General features: G+C 58.2%; 25 protein-coding genes and 2 tRNA genes. 10 read left to right on the forward strand and 17 right to left on the reverse strand.

Annotated features, from left to right (window positions below; translation table 11 throughout):
* Positions 1-201 precede the first annotated feature (201 nt).
* Together rhaS and PZN02_RS03040 are read right to left on the reverse strand one after the other, a co-directional pair.
* Positions 202-1,191 carry a rhamnose ABC transporter substrate-binding protein gene (rhaS, locus tag PZN02_RS03035; protein WP_280660152.1) on the reverse strand — a complete coding sequence of 330 codons (990 nt, stop codon included), beginning with the start codon at positions 1,189-1,191 and terminating at the stop codon, positions 202-204.
* 126 nt (positions 1,192-1,317) lie between these two features.
* Entirely contained in the window at positions 1,318-2,130 is an 813-nt protein-coding gene (locus PZN02_RS03040) for a DeoR/GlpR family DNA-binding transcription regulator (protein WP_225105552.1), read from the reverse strand.
* 199 nt (positions 2,131-2,329) lie between these two features.
* On the opposite strand from PZN02_RS03040, the gene PZN02_RS03045 reads away from it, so the two are divergent.
* The 7 genes from PZN02_RS03045 to PZN02_RS03075 all read left to right on the forward strand — a co-directional run bounded on the left by PZN02_RS03045 (position 2,330) and on the right by PZN02_RS03075 (position 9,203).
* Complete coding sequence (locus tag PZN02_RS03045) at positions 2,330-4,429, forward strand: bifunctional rhamnulose-1-phosphate aldolase/short-chain dehydrogenase (RefSeq protein WP_280660153.1); 2,100 nt, start codon at positions 2,330-2,332, stop codon at positions 4,427-4,429.
* A 13-nt stretch (positions 4,430-4,442) separates the two neighbouring features.
* Positions 4,443-5,735, forward strand: a complete 1,293-nt coding sequence (gene rhaI / locus PZN02_RS03050; RefSeq protein WP_280660154.1) for an L-rhamnose catabolism isomerase — start codon at positions 4,443-4,445, stop codon at positions 5,733-5,735.
* Between the two features lie 225 nt (positions 5,736-5,960).
* Complete coding sequence (locus PZN02_RS03055) at positions 5,961-6,215, forward strand: GlsB/YeaQ/YmgE family stress response membrane protein (RefSeq protein ID WP_136506116.1); 255 nt, start codon at positions 5,961-5,963, stop codon at positions 6,213-6,215.
* Positions 6,216-6,391: 176 nt separating this feature from the next.
* On the forward strand, positions 6,392-6,580 hold the full coding sequence (locus PZN02_RS03060) for a hypothetical protein (protein WP_225105556.1): 189 nt from the start codon (positions 6,392-6,394) through the stop codon (positions 6,578-6,580).
* 94 nt (positions 6,581-6,674) lie between these two features.
* The gene (locus PZN02_RS03065; protein ID WP_280660155.1) at positions 6,675-7,136 is read left to right on the forward strand and encodes a YbaK/EbsC family protein; all 462 of its coding nucleotides are present in this window, start codon (positions 6,675-6,677) and stop codon (positions 7,134-7,136) included.
* 137 nt (positions 7,137-7,273) lie between these two features.
* Positions 7,274-7,663, forward strand: a complete 390-nt coding sequence (locus PZN02_RS03070; protein WP_280660156.1) for a DUF930 domain-containing protein — start codon at positions 7,274-7,276, stop codon at positions 7,661-7,663.
* A gap of 529 nt (positions 7,664-8,192) precedes the next feature.
* The gene (locus PZN02_RS03075; protein WP_280660157.1) at positions 8,193-9,203 is read left to right on the forward strand and encodes a GlxA family transcriptional regulator; all 1,011 of its coding nucleotides are present in this window, start codon (positions 8,193-8,195) and stop codon (positions 9,201-9,203) included.
* Positions 9,204-9,257: 54 nt separating this feature from the next.
* On the opposite strand, the gene PZN02_RS03080 is transcribed toward PZN02_RS03075, so the two are convergent.
* Together PZN02_RS03080 and PZN02_RS32115 are read right to left on the reverse strand one after the other, a co-directional pair.
* Positions 9,258-9,500: a hypothetical protein gene (locus PZN02_RS03080; protein WP_280660158.1), complete on the reverse strand. Its 243-nt coding sequence runs from the start codon at positions 9,498-9,500 to the stop codon at positions 9,258-9,260.
* A gap of 196 nt (positions 9,501-9,696) precedes the next feature.
* Entirely contained in the window at positions 9,697-9,885 is a 189-nt protein-coding gene (locus PZN02_RS32115) for a hypothetical protein (RefSeq protein WP_342394711.1), read from the reverse strand.
* Between the two features lie 256 nt (positions 9,886-10,141).
* Between PZN02_RS32115 and PZN02_RS03085 the strand changes: the two genes are divergently transcribed.
* Together PZN02_RS03085 and PZN02_RS03090 are read left to right on the forward strand one after the other, a co-directional pair.
* A complete protein-coding gene (locus PZN02_RS03085) occupies positions 10,142-11,299 on the forward strand; it encodes a ceramide glucosyltransferase (protein WP_280661369.1) in 1,158 nt (385 codons plus the stop codon).
* A gap of 277 nt (positions 11,300-11,576) precedes the next feature.
* Positions 11,577-13,070: a PIN-like domain-containing protein gene (locus tag PZN02_RS03090; protein WP_280660159.1), complete on the forward strand. Its 1,494-nt coding sequence runs from the start codon at positions 11,577-11,579 to the stop codon at positions 13,068-13,070.
* Between the two features lie 282 nt (positions 13,071-13,352).
* Here PZN02_RS03090 and PZN02_RS03095 read toward each other — a convergent pair.
* From PZN02_RS03095 to PZN02_RS03140, 10 genes are all read right to left on the reverse strand, one after another.
* Positions 13,353-13,428 (reverse strand) — tRNA-Phe (locus PZN02_RS03095).
* Positions 13,429-13,725: 297 nt separating this feature from the next.
* A complete protein-coding gene (yacG, locus tag PZN02_RS03100) occupies positions 13,726-13,935 on the reverse strand; it encodes a DNA gyrase inhibitor YacG (protein ID WP_280660160.1) in 210 nt (69 codons plus the stop codon).
* 6 nt (positions 13,936-13,941) lie between these two features.
* Positions 13,942-14,562: a Maf-like protein gene (locus PZN02_RS03105; protein ID WP_280660161.1), complete on the reverse strand. Its 621-nt coding sequence runs from the start codon at positions 14,560-14,562 to the stop codon at positions 13,942-13,944.
* 49 nt (positions 14,563-14,611) lie between these two features.
* Complete coding sequence (gene infA / locus PZN02_RS03110; RefSeq protein WP_004435948.1) at positions 14,612-14,830, reverse strand: translation initiation factor IF-1; 219 nt, start codon at positions 14,828-14,830, stop codon at positions 14,612-14,614.
* Positions 14,831-15,019: 189 nt separating this feature from the next.
* Complete coding sequence (locus PZN02_RS03115; RefSeq protein WP_280660162.1) at positions 15,020-15,490, reverse strand: arsenate-mycothiol transferase ArsC; 471 nt, start codon at positions 15,488-15,490, stop codon at positions 15,020-15,022.
* A gap of 10 nt (positions 15,491-15,500) precedes the next feature.
* Positions 15,501-15,977, reverse strand: a complete 477-nt coding sequence (locus PZN02_RS03120; RefSeq protein ID WP_280660163.1) for a UPF0262 family protein — start codon at positions 15,975-15,977, stop codon at positions 15,501-15,503.
* Entirely contained in the window at positions 15,974-17,278 is a 1,305-nt protein-coding gene (gene hisD, locus PZN02_RS03125; protein ID WP_280660164.1) for a histidinol dehydrogenase, read from the reverse strand. The genes PZN02_RS03120 and hisD overlap by 4 nt, the downstream gene beginning before the upstream one ends.
* Positions 17,279-17,314: 36 nt before the next feature.
* A complete protein-coding gene (locus tag PZN02_RS03130) occupies positions 17,315-17,755 on the reverse strand; it encodes a DUF2948 family protein (RefSeq protein ID WP_280660165.1) in 441 nt (146 codons plus the stop codon).
* Positions 17,756-18,009: 254 nt separating this feature from the next.
* On the reverse strand, positions 18,010-19,302 hold the full coding sequence (murA, locus tag PZN02_RS03135) for a UDP-N-acetylglucosamine 1-carboxyvinyltransferase (protein ID WP_280660166.1): 1,293 nt from the start codon (positions 19,300-19,302) through the stop codon (positions 18,010-18,012).
* Positions 19,303-19,466: 164 nt separating this feature from the next.
* Complete coding sequence (locus PZN02_RS03140) at positions 19,467-19,679, reverse strand: hypothetical protein (RefSeq protein WP_280660167.1); 213 nt, start codon at positions 19,677-19,679, stop codon at positions 19,467-19,469.
* Positions 19,680-19,830: 151 nt separating this feature from the next.
* Between PZN02_RS03140 and PZN02_RS03145 the strand changes: the two genes are divergently transcribed.
* Positions 19,831-19,905 (forward strand) — tRNA-Thr (locus PZN02_RS03145).
* A gap of 273 nt (positions 19,906-20,178) precedes the next feature.
* Here the strand turns inward: PZN02_RS03145 and PZN02_RS03150 are convergent.
* From PZN02_RS03150 to PZN02_RS03160, 3 genes are read right to left on the reverse strand one after another with little or no spacing between them, the layout of a single operon-like run.
* Entirely contained in the window at positions 20,179-21,396 is a 1,218-nt protein-coding gene (locus PZN02_RS03150) for a DMT family transporter (protein ID WP_280660168.1), read from the reverse strand.
* 35 nt (positions 21,397-21,431) lie between these two features.
* The gene (locus PZN02_RS03155; RefSeq protein WP_280660169.1) at positions 21,432-22,676 is read right to left on the reverse strand and encodes a type III PLP-dependent enzyme; all 1,245 of its coding nucleotides are present in this window, start codon (positions 22,674-22,676) and stop codon (positions 21,432-21,434) included.
* A 28-nt stretch (positions 22,677-22,704) separates the two neighbouring features.
* A complete protein-coding gene (locus tag PZN02_RS03160; protein ID WP_280660170.1) occupies positions 22,705-25,311 on the reverse strand; it encodes a bifunctional diguanylate cyclase/phosphodiesterase in 2,607 nt (868 codons plus the stop codon).
* Between the last annotated feature and the right edge of the window lie 371 nt (positions 25,312-25,682).

Consider the following 25,682-nt stretch of genomic DNA (forward strand, 5'->3'; position numbering starts at 1 on the left):
TGAGGCCCTCGACAATGAGGTTGCCCCTCACCTTAGCCCTCTCCCCGCACGCGGGGAGAGGGGACGAGAGCGCCGTCGCATCGATCCTCCCTCAATGCAGCGAGAGGACGCGAGCGGTCGCCGCGCGTTCCCTTCTCCCCGCCAGCGGGGAGAAGGTGGCCGGCAGGCCGGATGAGGGGCAAACACCCCTCGCCTGCGCGATCAGAAGATCTTCGCGAACTCTTCGACGTTCGAGGCATCGTAGACGAACGGATCGGCCATGGCGCCTTCATTGTTGTCGTCGAGCTTGACCGTGCCCATGCGGCCCATCTTGAGTTCCGCGCCGGGCTTGGCTTCGGCACCATTGACGAGGCCATAAGCGATCATCGTCGCCGAGTAGCCGAGGTCGATCGGGTTCCAGATCGCGAAAGATTTCGACGCGCCGGACTTTACGTGGCCCGCCATTTCGGAGGGCAGACCGAGGCCGGTGACGTTGATCTGGCCGATCTTGCCCGCGTCCGTAACCGCCTGCGCGGCCGCGACGATGCCGACGGAGGTCGGCGCGATGATCGCCTTCAGGTTCGGATAGGACTGAATGAGCCCTTGCGTTTCGCGGTAGGACTTGTCGGCAAGGTCATCACCATAGACCGTGGTGACGACATTGATGCCCTTGTAGTTGCCCTGCACCTTCTTCATTTCGGCGATCCAGGTGTTCTGGTTGGTTGCCGTTGCCGAGGCCGAGAGCACCGCGACATCACCACCTTCGGGCAGATTGTCGGCGGCAAGCTTGATGATCATGTTGCCGATGAGCGGGCTCGAGGACGGATTGAGATGCATCTGGCGGCCTTCCTTGGCGACGCCCGAATCCCACGAGATAACCTTGATGCCGCGATCCATAGCCTTCTTGAGAGCCGGCACCAGCGCATCGGTGTCGTTGGCGGAAACGGCGATCGCATCCACCTTCTGGGCGATCAGCGAATTGATTACCTCGATCTGGCCTTCCGCTGTCGTCGAGGTCGGGCCGGTATAGATGACCTCGACATCGCCGAGTTCCTTGGCGGCTTCCTGTGCACCCTTGTTGGCAGCTTCGAAGAAGCCGATGCCGAGCGCCTTGACGACGAGCGCGATCTTCTTGTTTTCCGCGTGCGCGGCATTGGCCATGAGCGCCACCGCAACGGCGGCCGTGACCATCAATGATTTCATAAGCTTCATGACTTTCTCCTCCCTTTGGGCCGCGCGCATTCGGTATGAATGCATCGGTCCGGCCCCCAATCTGCGACCTGCCCCGGCCATGCCCGGGATTGTCGCAACGTCCGACTCCCCTCTCCTCCGCCCGCATCAGGCGGACGATGAAGCACTTTCTGCGTCAACGACAGGCTTCGCGTTGGCGATGACCAAATTGACGCCGGCGCCTTCGAGCATCGCGGCATGCCTGTCCTCGATGCCCGAATCCGTGATCACAGTGGCGATGCGCTTGAGCCCGCAAAGAATGAGGCTCGAGCGCCTGTGAAATTTCGAAGAATCGACCAGCACGACCAATTCGTCGGCCTGATCGATCAGTTTCTGTTCGGCCTGGATCAGAAGCGGATCCGCCTCCATCAACCCGAGGGGTCCGAGTCCCTGCGCCCCCATGAACATGCGGCGCGCATAGAAATTGCGCGTCACGTCGTTGTCGAAGGGGCTCAATATAATGTTCTGCTCGCGGTAGATCGTGCCTCCCGAAAGCATCACGGTGTTCTTCGAGTGCTTGAGCAGGTGTTCGGCGATCGGGAAGGAATTGGTGAAGACCTGCATCCGGCGGTTTGCGAGAAAATGCACCATCTGGAAGGTTGTGGTGCCGCCATTGATGATGATCGGCTCTCCGTCCGCGCAAAGCGCCACCGCCTCTTTGGCGATCGCCTGCTTCTCGCGGGCATGCAGGCCCTCGTTGACACTGAACGGTCGGCCGGCGAGGCCGACGAATTGCGGCGGATTGATCGCCTCGGCGCCGCCGCGTACGCGGCGCAGGCGTTTTTGCACGTGAAGAGCGGCGATATCGCGCCGGATCGTCGCCTCGGAACTGTCGGTCAGCTCGACAAGTTCGGGCACCGTCACGACCGGTTTCTCCTGAACCGCAGACAGGATGACCCTATGTCTTTCTTTTTCGTGCATTCGCTCCTCCGATGCCCGCATGCTTCCATCAGTCCCGAGCATTGTCAATCAGTATCAATCATATTTTTTCATTGTGCAGCGCAATATGAATGATTTTGATCGTTTTTGATTGACATTCGCGCACCGACCGTGTGATCTGATGCCAATCATGTCGCCGCGGCCTTACTGCCGCCGGATAGCTTACCGGGAGGAATTCAACATGCTCGACAAGCAACAGGGCGCACGCCTGGCCAATCTCTGGGATGAGGCCAAGGCCGCAGGGATGAGCGAGCCGGAGAAGCTTCTCTACCGCTCGAATCTCCTCGGATCGGATAAGCGGATCACCAATTACGGCGGTGGCAATACCTCGGCCAAGGTGATGGAAAAAGATCCACTGACGGGCGAAATGGTCGAGGTCCTCTGGGTCAAGGGATCCGGCGGCGACGTCGGCACCATCAAGCTCGACGGCTTCGCGACCCTTTACATGGACAAGCTCCGCGCCCTGAAGGGCATTTACCGGGGTGTCGAGTTCGAAGACGAGATGGTCGGCTACCTGCCGCATTGCACGTTCAATCTCAATCCGCGCGCCGCTTCGATCGACACGCCGCTGCACGCCTATGTGCCGAAGCCTCATGTCGATCACATGCATCCCGATGCGATCATCGCGATCGCCGCCTCCTCGAACAGCAAGGAGCTGACGCAGAAAATTTTCGGCGATGAGATCGGCTGGCTGCCCTGGAAGCGGCCGGGCTACGAGCTCGGCCTGTGGCTCGAAAAATTCTGCCTCGAAAATCCGAAGGCACGCGGTGTGGTCCTGGAAAGCCACGGTCTCTTCACCTGGGGCGACACGGCCAAGGAAGCCTACGAGACGACCATCGAAATCATCAACCGCGCGATCGCCTGGTTCGAGGCAGAGAACACGGCACCGGCCTTCGGCGGGGCGGTAAAGCCGACGCTGGATAGCGCCGAGCGCGTTGCGATCGCCAAGCGACTGATGCCGGTAATCCGCGGGCTGATCGGCGCGGAGGAGAAAAAGGTCGGGCACTTCGACGACAGCCAGGCCGTCCTCGATTTCGTGACATCCAAAAATCTCGAACCGCTCGCCGCCCTTGGAACGAGTTGCCCCGACCATTTTCTTAGAACGAAGATCCGGCCACTGGTCGTCGATTTCGATCCGGCCAATCCTGATATCGACAAGACACTCGCCGGGATTTCCGAGGCGATAGCCGCCTATCGCGCCGACTATGCCGCCTATTACGAGCGCTGCAAGCGCGCCGACAGCCCGGCGATACGCGACCCGAACGCCGTCGTCTATCTGGTTCCCGGCGTCGGCATGATCACCTTCGCCAAGGACAAGGCGACGGCCCGGATCTCCGGCGAATTCTACGTCAATGCGATCAATGTCATGCGCGGCGCCTCCGGCGTGTCGACCTATGTCGGCCTGCCCGAGCAGGAAGCCTTCGACATCGAATACTGGCTCTTGGAGGAAGCCAAGCTCCAGCGCATGCCGAAGCCAAAGAGTCTCGCCGGCCACATCGCGCTCGTCACCGGCGGCGCTGGCGGCATCGGCAAGGCAACGGCAAACCGGCTGATGCAGGAAGGCGCCTGCGTCGTTCTCGCGGATATCGACCAAACGGCGCTCGAGGCTGCGCAAACCGAACTCGCCGGTCGCTACGGCAAGGATTTCATCCGCTCTGTCAATATGAACGTAACCAGCGAGGCGGCGGTCGAAGCCGGCTTCGGCGACACTCTGCTTGCCTTCGGTGGTCTCGACATCCTGGTCTCCAATGCCGGGCTTGCTTCGTCGGCGGCAATCGAGGATACGACCCTCGCCCTCTGGAACAAGAACATCGACATTCTCACAACCGGCTATTTCCTGGTCTCGCGCGAAGCCTTCCGCATCTTCCGCAACCAGAAGGCCGGCGGCAATGTCGTGTTCGTCGCCTCGAAGAACGGCCTTGCCGCCTCTCCCGGCGCGTCCGCCTACTGCACGGCCAAAGCGGCGGAGATCCATCTTGCCCGCTGCCTCGCCCTCGAAGGGGCGTCGGCGCAGATCCGCGTCAACGTCGTCAATCCCGACGCGGTGCTGCGTGGTTCCAAGATCTGGACCGGCGAATGGAAGGAGCAGCGCGCTGCCGCCTACAAGATGGACGTGGACGACCTGGAAGCTCATTATCGCGAGCGTTCGATGCTGAAGCTCAGCGTCTTCCCGGAAGATATCGCAGAAGCGATCTACTTCCTGGCTTCCGACATGTCGGCCAAATCGACCGGCAACATCATTAATGTCGACGCGGGCAATGCCCAGTCGTTCACGCGCTGATCCGGAGGCACCCATGACCGAGATGATCAGCAAGGCCGCTGTCGAGGCGGAGAATGCGAGCCGTCGGGACGCGCTCAATCGAGACTATGAAAGCCTCGGCGAAAGGCTTGCCCGCCGCGGCATCGAGATCGACTCCATCAAGGAAAAGGTTGCCGCCTATGGCGTTGCCGTTCCCTCCTGGGGCGTTGGCACTGGCGGAACGCGTTTCGCGCGCTTTCCCGGCCCGGGCGAACCGCGCAACATCTTCGACAAGCTCGAAGACTGCGGCGTCATCCATGCGTTGACGCGGGCGACGCCGACCGTTTCGCTGCATATCCCGTGGGACAAGGTTTCCGATCTCAACGCATTGAAGGAGAAGGGGGCGGCGCTGGGCTTAGGCTTCGACGCGATGAATTCCAACACCTTCTCCGATGCGCCGGGGCAGGCCCATTCCTATAAGTTCGGTTCGCTCTCGCATAGCGATGCGGCGACGCGGCGCCAAGCGGTCGAGCACAATCTCGAATGCATCGAGATCGGCAAGGCGCTGGGGTCGAAGGCGCTGACCGTCTGGATCGGCGACGGCTCCAACTTTCCCGGGCAAAGCAATTTCACCAGGGCCTTCGAGCGTTACCTCGAATCAATGAAGGCAGTCTATGCCGCGCTCCCGGATGACTGGCGCATCTTCACCGAACACAAGATGTATGAGCCGGCTTTCTATTCCACTGTTGTGCAGGACTGGGGCACGAACTACCTGATTGCGCAGGAACTGGGGCCTAAGGCCTTCTGCCTCGTCGACCTCGGCCATCACGCGCCGAACGTCAATATCGAGATGATCGTCGCCCGGTTGATCCAGTTCAGGAAACTCGGCGGCTTCCACTTCAACGATTCCAAATACGGCGACGACGATCTCGATACCGGATCGATCGATCCCTATCGCTTGTTTCTGGTCTTCAACGAACTGGTCGACGCCGAGGTGCGGGGTGCGGAAGGTTTCAATCCCGCACATATGCTCGACCAGAGCCACAACGTGACGGATCCGATCGAGAGCCTGATGACCAGCGCGATGGAAGTCTGCCGCGCCTACGCCCAGGCCCTTCTCGTCGATCGGAACGCGCTCAACGACTATCAGCAGGGCAATGATGCGCTGATGGCGTCGGAAACGCTGAAAGTCGCCTTCAGGACGGACGTCGAACCGATCCTGGCGATGGCACGCCTCGAGCATGGCGGTGCGATCGCGCCGGTCGCGACCTACCGTGCCAGCGGCTACCGCGCCAAGGTCGCGGGCGAGCGGCCGGCAGCCATCGGCGGCGGTGGCGGCATCGTCTGAGCTGTCAACTGCAACGAGCTCTTACAGCGCCGTGCGTCCGATTGGACATACGGCGCTGCGGGCACCGCCAAGAGCGGCCGCGCCCGACCCACGTCGCGGGATCGCTGGATGCGTGTACCGGCGGCCGGAAATCGGTGCAAAATCGCCGCGCGATAAAATTGCCCTCTATCTGATTTCAAATCCTGATCTATCTTTTCCTATGGATCCAACGGAGAGGAGCGATTCATGGGTATTGAAAGCATCCTGGTGTTCCTGATTGTCGGCGCTGTTGCCGGCTGGCTTGCCGGTCTGATCGTCAGCGGCTTCGGTTTTGGCCTGATCGGCAACATCGTCGTCGGCATCGTCGGCGCCTTCATCGCCGGCTTTCTCTTTCCCGCGATCGGCATCAGCCTTGGGACTGGCATCCTTTCCGCGATCATTCACTCGACGATCGGCGCGATCATCCTTCTGGTGCTGATCCGCATCGTCAAACAGGCATAGGCCTGCTGAAGAGACCTTGCGATCCGCGCTGGAAGCGCGGACCGCCTCTCGAAGGAGCTACTGCATGTTTCCTTAAATCGGAGCCGATTTAAGGATAAAAATATGCAGCAATTCAAAGTGTTACAACGACCTTTGCGCGTCTGAAAGGACGCGAGGCGCTGTAAGCGGAGGCAACCATGACCGAACTCTATGCCGCAAAGATCGAGACGGCGCTCAAATCCTTCATCACCGACCATCCCGGCATGCTGACGCGCGAACAGGCGATTTCGACGATCCTTGAGAACTGGTTCGCGAGCCACGGCTATCTGCCGCCGCAGCAGGAAGGCCGGCGCCCCGAAGATCTTGACGCCTCGAACGACGATTGAAACACTGACCCGTCTGCAGCGAGCGCAATCCCGGCTTGCCGTCACACATTCGTATTTCTCCCGACACCCTGTTTTTGCCGCACGGATCGCCCCGATGAGCCTTGCTTCCGTCAAACAGTTCTTCTCCGAACACGCCCCTGACATCAATGTCATCGAACTTGCACAAAGTACCGCCACCGTGGAACTTGCAGCCAAAGGCCACGGTGTCGAGCCCGCGCAAATCGCCAAGACATTGGCGCTCAAGGTCGGAGACGACATCATCCTGATCGTCACGCGCGGTGACGCCCGGCTGGACAACAAGAAGTACAAGGCTCGCTTCGGCACAAAGGCCCGCATGCTCGGCTTCGACGAGGTCGAGGCGGAAACGGGCCATCCGGTCGGCGGCGTCTGCCCTTTCGGTCTGGCCAAGCCGCACAATGTCTATTGCGACGAGTCTTTAAGGGCCTACGACGTCGTCGTTCCCGCGGCCGGCGCGACCAACGCCGCGGTCCATATCAGCCCCGAACGCATCGCGGAATTGACCGGAGCGGAATGGGTCGATGTTTCGGCAACGTGACGTTTGTGCCTTGGAATAGCCGCAGAGCTTAACTGAAAACCTCGGGCGCCGAGCGGACAGCGATTCGCGCGGACACCGCGTGCTTTGCACTTACCTGAAAAAATGAGCAGCCGCTCTTTCGGAGGAGAACACCGGGAATGAAAGCACTCGCCTGCGCATTCGTCCTTGGCCTGTCGATGGCAAATCCGGCGGCTGCGATGGATCAGTCTATGGTGCGACAGTTCGAAAAGCTCGACCCGCAGACGCGCCTGGAGCAGCGTTGCGACACCGAGGCGATGGAACGGATCAGCGCGGACAAGACGTCGTTCAAGCCGGACAAGGTGATCGCCTACACCTTCGCCGATCCAATCTTCAATGGCGACAAGATGAAGGCGCCGGGCGCAGTCTTCCGAAGTGGCGGCGAATGGTACAAGCTCGCCTTCAAGTGCCGTATCAACGCAGAGCACCTCGACGTGTTGTCGTTTGAATACAAGATCGGCGAACTTGTGCCGCGGGAACGCTGGGACCAGCTCTATCTTTACCCCTGACGCAGCAGGCAAAATACGCCCACGGGTAGAGCATCCTGCTTTCACGTCGTTCAATGAAAGCAGAAGGGACGCTCCAGGTTCCAAAACCTAGAGCACGGCAATAAGGAACATCAGCGAGCCGAGCGAAAGCGCGGCCATGATGCTTATAAGCACCTTCATCATGTGTTCCGTCATTTCGTACATCCCAGCCTCATTCCCCGATGAACGAACCTAACCACCAGACCGGCGAACCGATGCGTCCGATACGCCGAGCCGGCGCGCCCAATCGGACAATGACAATTTTCTGACAAATCAGTTAATAAAGCATCATATACATGGGGATTAGCCCGGTTTACGGAGCAGATCGGCACAGACGAAGATATCGGGAGTTGCCCGCCTCGCCCCAGCCAGTTCCAACGCAGGTGGCCTACCTATAGCGGTTTGCGCTTGGTATCATGCGTTCGATCATAGGCCGCGGACGCATGCTTAGTGCCCAGCAGGAATGGATTGCATCGCATTGGAAACGACTCTGATAGGAAAAAGGGCGGCCGTGACGAGGCATCCCGCTGGTCAAGGGGTGCTACGCGTCGGCTTCATTCTCGCACGGAGCTTCACGCTCAGCGCCTTTTCCCTGTTTGCCGATGCCTTGAGGCTTGGCAGCGATGTTGAGGACAAGTCGGGCCGGGTGAACTGCGACTGGGAGGTGCTGGGCAGCACTAGAAACTTCGTCATGTCCAGCTGCGGCATACAGGTGGCGCCCTCGGCCTCGCTCCGCCCGCCGACCGAGTTCAGCTACATCGCCGTCGTTGGCGGGCGGCTCAATGTCGAAGAGCCGATCGATCGAGAAACGATCAACTATCTTCACCGGGCGGTGCGGGCGGGCGTGCCGATCATCGGTGTGTGCACGGGAAGCTTCATCCTGGCCGAGGCGGGGGTGCTGGATGGACATTCCGCCTGCGTCAGCTGGCTGCATCACAATGAATTTCGATCACGCTTCCCCGCAATCGCGGTGACGTCAAAACATATCTTTGTCGAGGACGGCAATGTGATCACCTGCGCCGGCGGCAGTAGCGTCGCCGACCTCGCCACCTACCTGATCCGCAAACATGTCGGCGAGGAAGCCGAGCGCAACGCGCTCGAAATCATGCAGATCACCCGCCGCCGCGACGCCACGGAAATGCAGACGCGCAATCCGCTTGGCGCGGTCACGGTGCAGGATAAACGGATCAGTCTCGCGCTCATGGTGATGGAGCAGCACCTTGAGGACGTCATCGGCATAGACGATGTGGCGAATGCGCTCGGCATATCGCGCAGGCAGCTCGAACGCCTGTTCCAGAACGAGCTCGGCGCCACCCCGGTTTCGGTCTATCTGAAACTTCGCCTCGACGCGGCGATGCGGCTGGTTGCATCCACCGAGAAGCCGTTGATCGATATTGCGCTCGAAACCGGCTTTGAGAACGTGTCTCACTTCATCCGGAAGTTCAGGGAGGCATTTTCCCTTACCCCCGGCGCGGCGCGCAAGCAGCTTGCCGCAGCGAAGCGCCCGGCTTCCAGCCGCTAACTCCTGCGCATTATGCGGTTTCCGGGCGGAATGCGGTTTCCGGGCGGAATTACGCTAACCGAAAAGCAATAAGACAGCGCCAACTGCCATCAGAGCCAACCCGGGCCAGTTCCGGGCAAAGCCGAGAAAGCGCAAGCCCTGCCGCTCCGGCTCGAGCGTCGGTCCGGTTCCGCCCTGGTCAGTTCCGTCCTGGGAAGGGGGTGACGGGTTACTCAAATTTCGACGGACGAGCGCCTCCCGCGCCATGAAGAGCATGCCGCAGACGAAAAGAAACGCGCCGACCAGTATTGCCCACACGCGCGCCTCCTCTGGCGTTCGTGGTCACGCGACAGCACCGCGCCCCACTACCGCGCCGCGCGTCTTTTGAGACGCGCAAAGGTCGCTGTAGCAGTTTGAATCGCTGCATGATTTTGTCCTCAATTCGATTCCGATTTGAGGAATCATGCACTAGACGCGCGGCAGTCGCTGTCTATGCGCCCGAGATGTTACCGGTTCAGCGGACGCGGCTTTGAGGCCGAACGATGTTCATCTGCAGTTCGTGACTGGATGCATACCTGCCGAGGACTTTGATCAGGCGCTTTTCCTCGGCCTTATGTATGCCCGTTCGCCGGCAATATTCTGCCACGTCCCAAACATGCTTGGCCCGAGACTTATCGAGCATTCTGATATCAGCATGTGTCATCCTTCGCCTCCCGGATAGCCCTCAAAGAACGCCGGTAGCAGGGTTTGGTTCCACGGCGCGCAGGAACTTGTCTTGATAGAGCGCGAGTCCGAGCGCCTTCGAGAATTGATTGATCAACGTCCGAAGCCAAGACTGCGACACAACCAGCGGCTTTGGCCTTAAGGCGTCGACTGTCATAGGCATGTCATCTTACGGTGATGTTTATCCGATGCCTGAGTTCGTCGGAATGGCGCCGCGACTCGTCGCTGGGTAGATGATGCTGATTTTGTTTGCCGCCGCCGCTGCGTTGCTGGCCATCAATATGTTTAGCCTGATAATTGCGGGCTGGCGTATCTGGCCCCGTCTCGGTGCCCAGCCTGAGACGTTGCATCGACCACCTGTCTCTGTCGTGATCCCGCTCTGCGGGCTCGAGGAATTTTCCCGCGAAACGCTCGAAAGCGCGTTTCGCCTGGATTGGCCCGGCTACGAAGTCATCTTCTGCGTCGCGGACGCAAAGGATGCCGTGATCCCGTTGATCGAGGAGGTGCGCGAGCGTCACCCAGCCATTCCCGCAACAATTCTTATCGGTGACAACCTGATCAGCGCCAATCCCAAGCTGAACAACTGCGTGAAAGGCTGGAATGCGGCTTCGCATGAATGGGTGGTTCTCGCCGATTCGAACGTTCTCATGCCCACCGATTATCTCATTCGCCTGATGGCAGCGTGGCGGCAGGATAGCGGGCTGGTATGCTCGACTCCGCTTGGTTCACGTCCGTATGGATTCTGGGCGGAGGTTGAATGTGCGTTCCTCAATGCCCACCAGGCGCGCTGGCAATACGCCGGCGAAGCCCTTGGATTTGGGTTTGCGCAAGGCAAGAGCATGCTCTGGCGCAAAAGCATGCTGGATGCGCACGGCGGCATTCAGGCGCTGGCGTCGCAGATCGCCGAGGATGCAGCCGCCACGAAATTGGTGAGAAGCCTCGGCTTGAAAGTACACCTGGTCTCCTCTCCATTCGAACAGCCACTGGGCACCAGGACATTTCGCGAGATCTGGGCGCGTCAGTGCCGTTGGGCGAGGTTGCGACGCGTCACCTTTCCTCACTTCTACTCGCCGGAAATCCTGCTCGGCGTGATGCCGCCACTTCTGCTGTCGTTGATCGCCGCTATCGTTGCAGGCCACAGCGTGTCGGCCATCACTGGTTTTGTCGTCGGTGCTAGCTACTTGCCGGAACTCGCCCTCGCCTACCGGAAGAACTGGCACATTTCCCGATGGTCGCTCGTCGCCATGTTCACGCGCGATGCATTGCTTCCGATAATATGGGTTCGAGGCTGGCTGGCGGGCAGTGCCGATTGGCGAGGCAACAGAATGTCGATCGGCTCGCATGAGTCCCGGCTCGAAACAACTGCGCCCCGGCCGCTCGCGAGCACCTCGTAACAGCGCTAGCCGCTTGATTGAGGCGGGTGATCCGGCCCGATACGGCGTTCTCGCGAGACCGTCTGAGGCGCAAGGCAGTCTCGGTTCTCGGTCATTTCCTCAGATCGCGAGAACGAAGTCCGACCGCTGCTTGCGGCAACATTCGAGATAAGTAGATTTTAAGGCATGACCTCGTTAACGGGCTCGACTCCAAAAATCTAGACGCGCAGTATTGCTCACGAAAAGGCAACGAATCGGGATTGTCTCCCGTCACCGAAGCAAACCGGTAAGGCGCAGCATGAAGTCTACGTTCTCAGAGTTCTACAAACCTACGGATAATGAACTGAAGACCCTCTGGAAGGAGGGTCTTTTTGTGATTGACGCCAATGTCGTGTTGCACTTCTACCGATATCCCGTGACGGCTCGCGATGATCTTTTGAAGGCGCTGAGTAAAGTTGGCGACAGGCTGTGGATGCCTTTCCAGGCCGCACTGGAATATCAAAGAAAGCGCCTCGATATTATCGCTGAACAGAAAAAAGCATTCGAAACAATTAGCAATGATCTCGACAGTGCGGTCGGCAAAATCGAGGCCTTGTTCAACTCGCGACATCCACTTATCGAGCCTGGGCCGCTCGTTACTTCCATTAGGGAGTTGGTCACGTCCTATACGGAGGCGCTTCAGCCTCTGAGTGATCGACAGCCTGCAGTGCACGAGAGCGACACAATTCGAGATCAGATAGATGCCCTCCTCGCCGGAAGGGTGGGGGAGGAACCCTCGAAGGAATCCGTGGAGAAAATTTGCGTCGAAGGTATTGAACGATACGAGCGGAAGATCCCCCCTGGCTTCATGGACATCAAGAAGGAAGACGCGTTCTATTTCCGTGGGACCAAGTATGAGACCAAATATGGAGATCTACTGCTTTGGCGACAAATCATCGAGAAGGCAAAGGAACACTCCTGTAAATCTCTGATTTTGATCACCGATGATACCAAGGAGGATTGGTGGCAAACGATTTCAGGTAAAACGATTGGCCCACTTCCGGCCCTTAAGGCAGAGATAAAATCTGCTGCCGGGGTGGAGAATTTTCATATGTACACGACGGAGAATTTTCTAAGGTTCTCCGACAAGTATCTGCATGCGGATATTGATCCGAAGTCGATCGAACAAGTCGCTGAAATCAATGAGGCAGTGAACGACAAACTCTCTCTCAGTCACTACTTAGGTAGACGCAATGGTAGGTCATTGCGTGTTTATTTTGACAGGAATCTTTCGCGTGATGGGATGTTGGAGGCGGCGGGGAAAATTACAGATGTCGCGCAGCGATACTTCCCGAATAGTGACCTCGAATTCAAGCTGCTAAATGGAACATTCAGGTTCACTGCGCCACACGAAACACATGACTTCGATCTGTATTCACAAATCTCAAAAATCCCTGGCGTGCTTGACGTCAGAAGTGTTCCGGCGAACTTAGAGCACGAAACAGAAAGTTACCTGCATAGACAACGACCACAGCTCGAAAATCCTGTAGACCTATATGACTTGAGAATTACCTTCGACCTTGCGGAGGGGCTACCTTTCTCGCACCTCGCCAATTGGATCAAGATGACTCTTGTGAAAGAGCTGTCAGAAGGGAAAGATGCAATAAGGACGTTCACCGCAACGTCAGTACTTGAGGGCTTGGTGGTGAATATTCATATCCCAATTACGTTGCGCCGAGCGCATTATCTGACCCGCACGATAAAAGATATGGACGGCGTCGCAGACGTTGTAGTCACAAAGGCCTCTCATTGAACGTCAGCTCGGTGGGCGTGACGGTTCGCTATAGCTTCCGATCATAGAGCTTATCGGAAATCATGATTTCTTGTTGTTTGGAGAAGGCTGGAGCGATTCAGCCTAGTCCACCATCAAGGCCGTCTCCGACGGGTAGAGACCGTCGTGAGGAAAACTGGGGGTGGATTACGCGACTATCGCTGGCGTTCTCGGGCAGAAAAAATGTCAGCCCGTGTCCTGAAAATGTCAAACCGGAGAAAATTCAGAAGAGCGCAATTGCAAGAAAAAAATAGAGGATTGTAATGGTGCCCGGAGGCGGATTTGAACCACCGACACGCGGATTTTCAATCCGCTGCTCTACCAACTGAGCTATCCGGGCATCCTGCCTTTGACGGCAACGGCTCTCTTCAGAACCATCGGGGCGCTCTCGTTCGCCCCGGAAGCGAGCGGGGTTATAACATCTTGTTCGGCCGTGTCCAGCACCAAATGACTCTTTTTTGAAAGGAATTTAGCGTGCGGTGGAAAAGGCAAAAAAGTTAAAGCTATTCAGCAGGATCGCGCCGGATCGGCAACGATTTCGGAGCGCGTCAGGCCGAAATCGAAGGGGGTCGGCTGCTGCAGGGAACACGTAAGGTACAGCGGAAATCGAAGCACGAACCGGACGCATCACAAGGCGTCAGCGATCCTCGTCGTCCGCCTTCGACTCGTCATCGGCCACCGGAATCGCATAGGAACCGGAAAGCCAGCGATTGAGGTCGACGTTGCGGCAGCGCTCGGAACAGAACGGATAATGCTCGCGCGCGGACGGACGGCCGCATTCCGGGCAGGGCCGCGGCGCGCGCAGGGGTGCGACATTCGAACCGCTCTTCTTGCTTTTGCCGCTCAATTCTCTTCAGCCTTCCAGCCAGCGATTGTGCACGTCATATCCTTCACCGATGAGAAGATTGACGGTTTCGTAGAGCGGTAAGCCTACCACATTGGTATAGGAACCGACGAGCTTGACGACAAAACTGCCGGCAATGCCCTGGATAGCGTAGCCACCCGCCTTGCCGCGCCACTGGCCGGAGGCCAGGTAGCTTTCGATGTCGTGACCGGAAAGACGCTTGAAGCGCACCTTCGTGTCGATGACCTTCTGGCGGAAGGTGCGGTCCGGGGTGACGAGGCAAATGCCGGTATAGACGCGATGGCTGCGGCCGGACAGAAGGTGCAATGCGCTCGACGCCTCGCTCACCAGCTCCGGCTTCGGCAGAATGCGGCGGCCCACACAGACGACGGTGTCGGCAGCGAGAATGTAGCTGCCGTCCCAGCCCGGCTCTCCCTTGATCGCGGCCAGCGCAGCTTTCGCCTTCTCGGCCGAAAGGCGCCGTGCCAAAGAGCGGGGATGTTCCGCACGCTTCGGTGTCTCATCGAGATCCATCGGCAGCAAGCGCGCGGGCTCGATGCCCGCCTGCGCCAGAAGTTCCACACGACGCGGCGATCCGGACGCCAGTATCAGTTTTTGGGTCACTGCCATTAAAGCGAGCCGTCATTTCCCGGTTGGTAAGCGCTGCCGTCGCCGGGACCTACTTGAAGCGGTAGGTGATGCGGCCCTTCGTCAGATCGTAGGGGGTCATTTCAACGAGCACCTTGTCGCCGGCGAGAACGCGGATGCGGTTCTTGCGCATACGGCCGGCCGTATGAGCGATAATCTCATGCTCGTTTTCAAGCTTCACGCGGAAGGTCGCGTTGGGAAGCAATTCGGTGACCACGCCCGGAAATTCGAGGACTTCTTCTTTCGCCATGCAGGATTGTTCTTTCTCGTGTTCATTCTGGGATGCGCCACGCATCTTCGAAAATTTGCCGGAAACTACACAATCGGCGAGGGTTTGTGAACCGCTTAGATCCGGCTTTTTCAGCAATTGTACGCCGTGCTTCCTCAATCGGCATCAATACCGTTTGCGCTTGGACGGAACGGCAATGCTTTTTGAGAGTCAGGCCTCCTTGCGGCGCGCGTGCTCGGCAGCCAACCGGCTGGTGATCAGCATCGACAAATGATCGCGAACAGAGCGATAGGCCGCGACAATCTGCTCCCGCGTCCCCGTCGCAACCGTCGGATCCGGTGTCGGCCAATAGACGACGTCGACGGCCATGGACCGGGTCAATTCAAGCGCCACGTGATGGGCTTCCGGCGCGAGCGTCACGATGATGTCGAAATAATCGTCCTCGAGTTCATCGAGCGTGCGCGGCTGATGGCGGTCGATCGTCAGCCCGATTTCGGCGAGAACCACATCGACGAAGGGATCTCGCTCGCCATGTCGTACGCCGGCGGATGCGACGTAAGTCCCCTTCGGCAGCGTTGCCTTGGCGAGCGCTTCGGCCATCGGCGAGCGGATGGCGTTCATGCCACACATGAAGAGAACCGAGCGGAGCGATTTCGATTGCGGCAAGGCGGTACCGGTCATATCGCCTCCGTCAACCACGCCAATAGAGCACACAGACCAGCGTGAAGAGCCGCCGCGCCGTGTCGAAGTCCAGCCTGATCTTGCCGGACAAGCGATCCATCAGCGTCTGCGAGCCTTCGTTGTGAATACCGCGGCGGCCCATGTCGATCGCTTCGATCTGGCTCGGCGTCGCCGAGCGGATCGCGGCGTAATAGCTTTCGCAGATCATGAAATAGTCCTTCACGATCCGCCGGAAGGGCGTCAGCGACAGGATGTGCGTGGCGACATCCTCCCCGCCATCCGTCGAAATCGAGAAGACAAGCTTCGCATCAACCAGCGAAAGGTTCAGCCGATAAGGCCCGCCGGGGTGCCCCACGGGCTCGAAGAGATTTTCCTCGAGCAGGTCGAAGATCGCAACCGCGCGCTCGTGCTCCACGTCGGGGGTCGAGCGGCCGATCGTTTCGTCCAGCACGACATCACAGAGGCGCAGGTTGCGATCAGCCTTCATCCCTCGTCCCCGAGATTGAGGCGAATGGCGACGGAGCGGGCATGGGCCTCGAGGCCTTCAGACCGCGCGAGTGCAATGGCCGCCGGACCGAGCGCGCGCAACTGATCCGCTCCGAGCCTGAGGATCGACGTCCGCTTCATGTAGTCGAGCACGCCGAGGCCGGACGAAAAACGCGCCGAGCGCGCCGTCGGCAGCACATGGTTGGAGCCGCCGACATAGTCGCCGATAACCTCAGGCGTGTGGCGCCCGATGAAGATGGCACCGGCATTGCGGATCTTCGGGACCATTGCATCCGCATCCGCCATCGCCAGTTCCAGGTGCTCGGCGGCGATGCGGTTGGCAAGCGGCACCGCCTTCTCCAGATCCGGAACCTCAATGATGGCGCCGAAATCGCGCCAGCTTGCGGCCGCGGTTTCGGCGCGCGGCAACGTCTTCAACTGCCGCTCGACCGCCGCCTCCACCGCATCCCCAAAGGCCGCATCATCGGTAATGAGGATCGCCTGCGCGCCGGGATCATGCTCGGCCTGCGCCAGGAGGTCGGCGGCGATCCATTCCGGGTCGTTGCCGTTGTCGGCGATCACCAGCACTTCCGACGGACCGGCGATCATGTCGATGCCGACAGTGCCGAAAACCTGACGCTTGGCTGCCGCGACATAGGCATTGCCCGGACCGACGATCTTGGCCACCGGCGCGATCGTCTCGGTGCCATAGGCAAGTGCCGCGACCGCCTGGGCGCCGCCGACACGGTAGATTTCCTCCACACCGGCGAGACGCGCGGCCGCAAGCACTGCCTGATTGATCGCGCCGCCGCTTGCGGGCACGACCATGACGATGCGCGGCACGCCGGCAACCTTGGCAGGCAGAGCATTCATAAGAACCGAACTCGGATAGCTCGCCGTCCCGCCTGGCACGTAAAGCCCGACCGCGTCGATCGCCGTCCAGCGCGAGCCGAGCCCGACGCCCATTGCATCTTCGTAAATATCGTCCTTCGGCAATTGTCGGCGGTGATGCGCCTCGATCCGGGTTGCGGCAACCTTCAAGGCGCCGAGAACCTCGGGTTCAACCGCGGCGATCGCAGCGTCGATCTCGGCCGCGCTGACAGCCATGGCGGTCGTGCCGAAATCGATGCCGTCAAAGCGAGCCGAGTATTCGGCCAACGCCGCGTCGCCACGGGCGCGAACATCGTCGATGATGGCGCGTACGGCGGCATTGACGTCTTCCGAAACTTCCCGCTTGGTTGTCAAAAACGCGGCAAACGCCTGTTCGAAGCCGCTGTCGAGATAGTTCAGCCTGATTGCCAATGCGAGATATCCTTCTGGTGATGACCGGTCAGGTGCTCAGGCGCCTTCGGGATGCCGTGGTCTGAACGCGGTTTCCCACGCCCCGCCCGTGTCGGCAAGCTGTACCTCGATACATTCTACATCGAGCATGATCGATGCCTCGCCGGCGAGCACCAGTTCGATCGCACCTTCCGGACCTTCGCCCTTGATGGAGAAACGCAGGGCCAGGAGGTCGAGAACCGCTTCTGCATCCCCCCGGTCGAAACCGAGCGAACGCACGGCGACCACACGCTTGAACGAGAGCACGGCCCGGCGCCGCTCGAAACTGCGGCGCTTGCCGTCGGCATTTTCCCAGACGAACCGGTTGATGACCAGGAAAAGCTGACCACGGCGGGGGTCATAGGAAATGCCCGCCACCTTGAAGACTGCGTCCTGCACATGCGCGGAAACGACGCCAAGGTCTTCCTCGTCGAGTGCCAGCAGCTTCAGAGCATCCATGCGATCCATCCTGTTTTTAGGCGCCATATTTTTGCGCCGCAATCGCAATGGACATAAGACGTCGCGCCGGAATCCGCAACGGTTCCACGCGCATTACAGCGCCGCGCGTCCAATCGGACGCGCAAAGGTCGCTGCAGAGCTTCTGCAGGATTTTGTCCTTAAATCGATTCCGATTTAAGAAATCATGCAGCAGAAGGGGACGAAAGGCGCGGGATGCGGGTCTTGCGCGCGCATCCCGCTCCCGTTTCCTGAAATTAGTCGCTGACGCGCTCCACATGCGCGCCGCAGCGGGTAAGTTTCGCTTCCAGGCGCTCGAAGCCGCGATCCAGATGGTAGACGCGCGAAACCATGGTTTCGCCCTCGGCCGCAAGCCCGGCAATGACGAGCGAGACGGAGGCGCGCAGATCGGTCGCCATCACCGGCGCGCCCTTTAACCGGCTTACCCCTTCGATCTTCGCCGTCTGGCCCGACAGCGAGATCTTCGCACCGAGCCGCGCCAGTTCCTGGACATGCATGAAGCGGTTTTCGAAGATCGTTTCCGTGATGTGGGAAACACCGCTCGACTTGGTCATCAACCCCATGAACTGGGCCTGCAGGTCGGTCGGGAAGCCAGGGAAGGGATCGGTGACAATATCGACGGGCTTGATGCCGGCGCCATTGCGAACGACGCGAATCCCGCTGTTCGTCTGGCTGATCTCCGCGCCCGCCCGCCGGATCGCTTCGAGCGCCGTATCGAGAAGGGCGGCGTCGGTATCTTCGAGAATGACGTCACCACCGGCCATTGCGACCGCCATGGCGTAGGTGCCGGTCTCAATGCGGTCCGGCAGCACGCGATGGCGGGCGCCGGAAAGAGAGCGCACGCCCTCGATCGTGATCGTGCTCGTGCCCTGCCCGCTGATCTTCGCGCCCATGGCATTGAGGCACTTGGCGAGATCGACAACCTCCGGCTCGCGGGCAGCATTGCCGAGCACCGTCGTGCCGTTGGCAAGCGTCGCAGCCATCATCAACACATGCGTGGCGCCGACGGAGACTTTCGGAAAGACGTAGCGCGCACCGATCAGCCCGCCTTCCGGAGCCTTCGCGTTAACGTAACCGCCGTCGATCTCGATATCGGCGCTGAGCGCGGTCAATCCCTCGATGAAGAGATCGACGGGCCTCGTGCCAATGGCGCAGCCGCCCGGCAGCGACACGCGCGCCTTGCCTTCGCGGGCGAGCAGCGGCCCGATGACCCAGAAGCTGGCGCGCATCTTCGATACGAGCTCATAGGGCGCAGTGGTATCGACGATGTTGCGGCTCGTAAAATGGATCGTGCGGGCATAGCTCTCGCCCTGGCGCTCGCGACGGCCGTTGACGGAAATATCGGCGCCATGATTGCCGAGGATGCGGATCAGTTGCTCGACGTCGGCCAGATGCGGAACGTTTTCCAGCGTCAGCGTATCGTCGGTGAGCAGCGACGCGATCATCAGCGGCAGGGCCGCATTCTTGGCGCCGGAAATAGGAATGACCCCGTGAAGTTCGTTGCCGCCTACAATCCTGATGCGATCCATGAGGCCTCTTGAACGGGCTCAAGCCCGCCTTTCCATAAATTCAGTGTTGTTTGAAGGCGTCTCTTTATTGGAGATGCCGTGAAATTAGAAGTGCCTTGAAATGCGGGTCTTCGGGGATAACCGAGAATTCCGGAAGAATTCGCGACAATCGTTCCCATCTCTCTCTAATCGTCCGATTCGTCCGTTTTTGCGGCAGGCAATCCGGATGTCTCGTCGGCGGCGCCTGCGCGGCGCGCTCGCATCTGCTGCTTGCGGCGTTGGAGATTGTCGCGCAAGTTCTTTGCGAGCCGCAATTGCTTGGCGTCTGCTTCTGCGGTGCGCCCGCCCTTTGCTGCCTTCGGCGCGTGCTGCTTGTCTTCATCGTCCTGCATGGCCAATGCATTAGCGCAAAATCGGGACCTTCGAAAGCATCAGGGCGATTTCTGATGGATCGGGCCAAAAACTTCGAAATGCGGCTTGCGCTCGCCCCAAAGCTATGGCAATAGGCGCCTCGCTTGATGCGGCTTATCACAAACCGGCCGCCGGAATGCTGCTATAGCTCAGGGGTAGAGCACTCCCTTGGTAAGGGAGAGGCCGAGAGTTCAAATCTCTCTAGCAGCACCAGTTTTCCTCCAGTGAAATCAACAGTTTGCCCAGAATCAATGGGTTAGGCTTTCGTCCGTGCCAGCACGCTGTTACAGCGGAGCCATGGACGGCGTGCGTTCTCACCCACATCTTTTTCGTCGCGGCGCAGCCTGTGGCACCGTGGGCCAATCCCGCGTGACATCCAAGACTCCTACCCAAAGACCGAAGAAACGTTCTAACTGAGGACCCGGGATCCTCTTGAGGCACTAAGGCGCGTCAAGAGAGCTGTGGCGGAAGTGGGGGCGTCCGTTTTTACGGGACAACCGCAATTTTCTCGAGCTGTCTCTCGTTTGGTTGACATACTTTGTCGACATAACCTGATCCAAAATCGGCGGCAGTGCGGTCGTTCTCCGTGGTCAATCCGTCCCAAATGTCCATAGAGACCCGAAGCGCGGACAGCAACTTTCGGATTTCCTCGTCATGCTCACGTGGGCGCTCATAATCGGCACCTATCTGCACGAGGCGCGACAGGATTTGATTGCTTACACGGCTAAGGTCCTGACGGTCATTCACTTGTGCGAGTGCGGCAAGTATGAAGGTTGCTCTAGTAGTTTGAGGATGTCCTTCCGAAGTTTCGGAACTGTGCTTGCGTACCCACAAACTCGTGCTGGCTACGACGGCCCCCCCGACCACCAGAAGTCCTGACCACATGAGCGACCAGTTCAACGATGATACGGTGAACAGAGCAACAAGCACCGCGCCAATGAATGGCTCGACGTAAGAAAAGGCTCCCAGCGCTTGGATATCGCCGCGTTTAAGGCCAAAATCCCAGAAATATATCGCGAGGCCCATCGGTAGAATGCCAAGCGCCGCGATTGAAAGCCATTCAGAGGGCGCTGGCTGAACCCACTCTTCAAAGCAAAAATGCGCTGCCAATGAAACAAGGGACGACGCTGCATAAAACATGCCTAGAGCTGTTGATGGAACCTCTGGCAGAGTTCGTGATATGAGGGAATAAAGACCCCATAGGGCCGCAGCTACCCCTATAATGGTAAGATAGAACCAGGCGCTGTCGCCGGAATATGTGGCTTCACCACCTACCTCCACCAACGAGAGCACGCCAGCAAATCCCATGAGTGCGCCAGCTATGTGCCACCATCGTAGTCGCTCGCCCGGAATAAACGCTGACCCGACTACGATCATCAGCGGCGTGGTGCCTTGCAACAATGCGGCAGCGGCCGGAGGCGCTTTCTGCGTAGCGTAGTAAATGCAAGCGTGGTATCCCACAAGAGAAGCAACTGTGAGCAACCAAACTCGAGGTGGTTGTCGAAAAGCCTCCAACGGATCGCTACAGGTAACCCACCATACAATCGGCGATATGGCGGCCGCGAAGAAAAACGCCACCGCGACGGTCTGCAAGGGCGGTATCGCTGTCGTGAATGTAACGAGCGTTGTCTCTGTGGCCCAAAGCACAATGCCAATGGCACCGAGCACCGATGCTCCTACCCGGCCAGAAAAATGATGCGCCATCGGCATCCCCCGGTGCTGTCAGAGATATCTCGTTATTATTCGCTCAAGGAAACGATATTGTCGGCGTGGAAGCCGTTGAACCGGGTCCGCATGGACAAACTGTAAGCACCCATCATCCCAATCTCGATCCAATCGCCCTCCCTGACATCATCCGGCAGAAGAAACGGTGCACCGAGAACATCGTTCGAGTCGCAGGTGGGACCATAGGCTTTGAATTCGACCGGCCTCCCGGTAGGACGAATTCCATTTCGAATCAGGCGCGTTGGGCGGTGCTCCTTAGGGTGCCCAAGCTCTTGCAATGTACCGAATACCCCATCATTAAGGTAGATCGCACGGCCACGTCGCACCACCACCTGAGCCACTGTTGTTCCGGCGGCGGCCACGAGGCTGCGACCAGGTTCACACAACAGTATACAGCCACGGGGTAGATCGAGTTCACGGCGAGCATGAATGATCTGCGCAAAGTAATGCTCGAAAGACTGTACTTTGTCGCCCGGGTAAGCTGCGGGAAATCCGCCGCCAACATTCAGGACGCTGATGGGCACTTTGGCGTCATGCGCAACCTTGCCAGCAAGCTTGATCGCCGCGCTGAAGGCTTTGGGATCAAGACACTGGGAACCAACGTGGAAGGAGATGCCAGTCTTGACGCCGCGTTGATGGATAGACTTGAGCATAGTGGCCGCGTCATTCGGCGCCGCACCAAATTTTGTCGACAGGATATATCTGGAGTCTGCAGGGCGCGTAGCCAACCGCACTGCTATAATGAGATCATCATCAGGTTTGGCTTCCTGTAGTATCTTTTCGATCTCTTCGATGCAATCGACCGTATAGAAGCGGATGCCGTGGTTATGACTTGCGGCGCGAATTGCTGGGCGCGTCTTTGCCGGATTGTTGAAGAACTGTCCCGCCGGTTTTCCAAAAAGGCCGTCGATTAGTCGCACCTCATCCAAGGAAGCAACGTCGAAATCTGTGATCCCGGCTTCAAAGAGCGTTTCCAGAACAAACGGATGGGGGTTGCACTTGACAGCATAGAGCGCGCGCCCTGGGAAAGCGCCAAAATTGTGCACTGCCTCGACGATTTTCGATGGTGTAATGCAGAACACCGGTTCGGTTGGCTGCAACTCCGCAATGACCGCGTCGACGTTCTTGTATTGCTTCAACGGCGATCCGGTATGTCGAGCTTTCTCTAAACTATGAAGCGCCCGTTGGAGGTCCTGCTGATACTGAAGCGGCGCGGAATGTGTTTCGTTTCTCTCAGTTGTTGCGGCGAGCGAAATCATGTCAAATTCCCAATTATTGGTTTTTGTATTATGCGGCAGCGACAGAAGAGAGATTTGTCTCAAATCCTGTCCAGTTCTCCAGGAAAATGGTGAACTCGTCGGCGGCGATAGGTCGACTGAAGTAATAGCCTTGAATTTGATTGCATCCTTCCTGGGTCAGGAAGGTCGCCTGTTCGGCTGTCTCGACGCCCTCTGCAGTCGTCGTCATGTTCAAACTCTGGCCGAGCGTTATGACGGAGCGTACAATAGCGCTGGATTTGTCCTTACCGTTCATGTCTCCGATAAACGACCTGTCGATCTTGATCTTATCGAAAGGGAACGAGTTCAGGTATCCAAGTGAAGAATAGCCGGTCCCAAAGTCGTCCATTGCAATCCTCACACCCAGATCCTTGAGCGCATTGAGAATATCAAGCGCGGACGACGCATCGTTGATGAGAACGCTTTCGGTAATTTCGAGTTCGAGCCGAGCGGGCTCCAATCCTGTCCGGGTCAGGACATCTCGGACCGTTTCGATCAGATCACGATTGCGGAATTGGATGGGCGAAAGATTGACGGCAACTCTAAGTTGGGGCCACGACAGCGCCTGGGTACAAGCCTTTTCCAGCACCCATTCGCCGATCCCGACAATAAGACCTGTTTCCTCGGCTAGAGGAATGAAGTCCATCGGAGACACCAGGCCTCTCGACGGGTGGCGCCATCTGACAAGCGCCTCGACGGCGACAATTGACTTCGAATCCAGATCGATAAGGGGCTGATAGTGAACTTCCAGTTCATGCTTCAAGACCGCTTGCCGCAGATCGTACTCCAATGCCTTTCGGGCCTGCAGCTCCTGATCCATTTTTGCTTCGAATATTCGGTATGTTGCACGGCCGGCTTGCTTTGCGCGATAGAGTGCGATGTCCGCATTTTTCAAGAGACGTTCTGGATCATCGCCCGACATATCGGCAATCGCTATGCCGATGCTGACCCCGACATGCAGTTCCTGGTCATCAACGTGGAACGGAGCCCTGATCACTTCGATAAGCGTGCGGCACAACTGCTCGGATTCAAATGGCTGATTCGCTCCAATCTGAATGATCGCGAATTCATCGCCGCCAAGTCGCGCTACGGTATCGTTGCTCTTGGTGCAGGCTTGGAGGCGGTCGGATAGTTGCTGTAAAAGAACGTCGCCAGCGCCATGCCCAAGCGTGTCATTCACTTCCTTGAAGTGGTCAAGGTCCAGGCAGATCACGGCGACCCGGGACGGGTTTCGCCTCTTGCCAGAAAGTGCAAGGTTCAATCGGTCGCGAAACAACACGCGATTTGGCAAACCGGTAAGGGCGTCGTGCAGTGCCAGATGGGTTGCCCGAGCCTGCGCCTGAACCTCATCTGTAATATCGGTCGCAGTTCCCCTGAAACCCGAGAAGGTGCCATGACTGTTTGAGATTGGTCGCCCCGCCAGTCGGCAAATGCGGCTTTGTCCGTTTGCATCCCGGTAGCAGCATCGCAGATCACGAAACGACGATTGTCCATGCGTGCCTTCTACAAGAAGCTGCCATCCATCCGATTCCGTGTCGCTGGAGAAAAACTGCTCCAGCGTTTTGCCTAGAACGCTCGCCGCAGATAACCCCGTTACTTCAGAGAACCGGGCTGAAAAGTACACCAAATGAAGGTCTGGGTCGCACTCCCAAATCCAGTCTGACGATGCTTCTGCGACATCACGAAATCTCATCTCACTTTCCTGAAGGGTCTGCGCGAAAGCCTCAACGGTCTTTGCGGACTCTTCCAGAGCGTGGGTGGATCTGCGGGCGTTGCGCACGACCAGTACGGCGAAAGCCGCCAGGACGACGACAGCGGCCGCCAGGGGCGGTAGAAGCAATCTCAACAATTCGTAACCAGGCTCAGCCGGTGACCACGTTATATAACCGAGGTCTTGACCTTCCTCGGAAACCAGGGGAACCGAAGCCGAAGCCTCGGCTGTCCCTGCGGGCATAAACACGAGATTCGACAGAAGATACTCCTCACCCATGCGGGCAAGGAACTTCTCGTCCAGCTTTTTTGCGAAGACCAGCATCGAGATATCGTCTGGATTCAGCGTCGAGCGATTAATCGAGGGCGGTACTATGCCGGTAGCCGCCACGATCAAGACGTCTTCCCCTGACTTGAGCAGGCCTGTTGCAGGTTCTGACCGTGAGGCGCCCTGAGAAAGCAAGGTTGCAAGTCCCTGAGGGATCAGACTAAGGGCGTCAACGTCTTTCGGCTTGCCCTCAATGACGGCGTAAACTGTTCTTTTTTGGGAATTGATGGCAAAGGCCATCTCGTAACCAAGGCCCTCAAAGATATTTGCTCCAACGTTTCCATCCGTTGAGGCCCATTCAACGTCGACTGCGAGATGGAGGTTGTTGTAAACATCCTCCCATACGGCATAGTCTCGAAGGTTGCGGGCAACCTCTCTCGTTTTTACCGTCAACGCTGTTTTTGCAAGCTTGGTCGATGCCTCTACTTCCAGTCTATTCTGACCGTCAGCGCTTACAATGACAAATGCCAAAACAACTGTGAATGCGACAATCATGAGTGCGGCTAACGGTAATATAATACGCCGCGTAAATTTTTCGCCATTAAAGGCAACGCCTGACGATTTACCAATGAAATGCATTAGCCGCCCGCCTAAAATTTCTGTAATTTGAATATACAAGTGGGCCAAAATATTGAATATTTTGCATAATTGATGTGGTAAAAAAACAATTACTGATCATTCTACTGACAGTATGTTTGGGGGACCTTTCACTGTAACGTATGAGTGATTTATTTTGATCGGCCCGTCCATACTCGCGCCCGGCATTTTCATGCTTGGGCTCTGATGTCGTTCCAAGAGACATAAACGTGCAAAGTGGGCGGAGGTGGAGTCGATCGGAGCCAGTTGATTCTGTTGCAGCCGCCTGTCACAGTTGGTGTGCGGAACGCAAAAGTGCTCCGCCCCTCCCTCGATAACAAGACCGAACTTCGGGAGGCGCTTCGCCCTGACAG

Source organism: Sinorhizobium garamanticum, assembly GCF_029892065.1.
GTDB classification, from domain to species: domain Bacteria; phylum Pseudomonadota; class Alphaproteobacteria; order Rhizobiales; family Rhizobiaceae; genus Sinorhizobium; species Sinorhizobium garamanticum.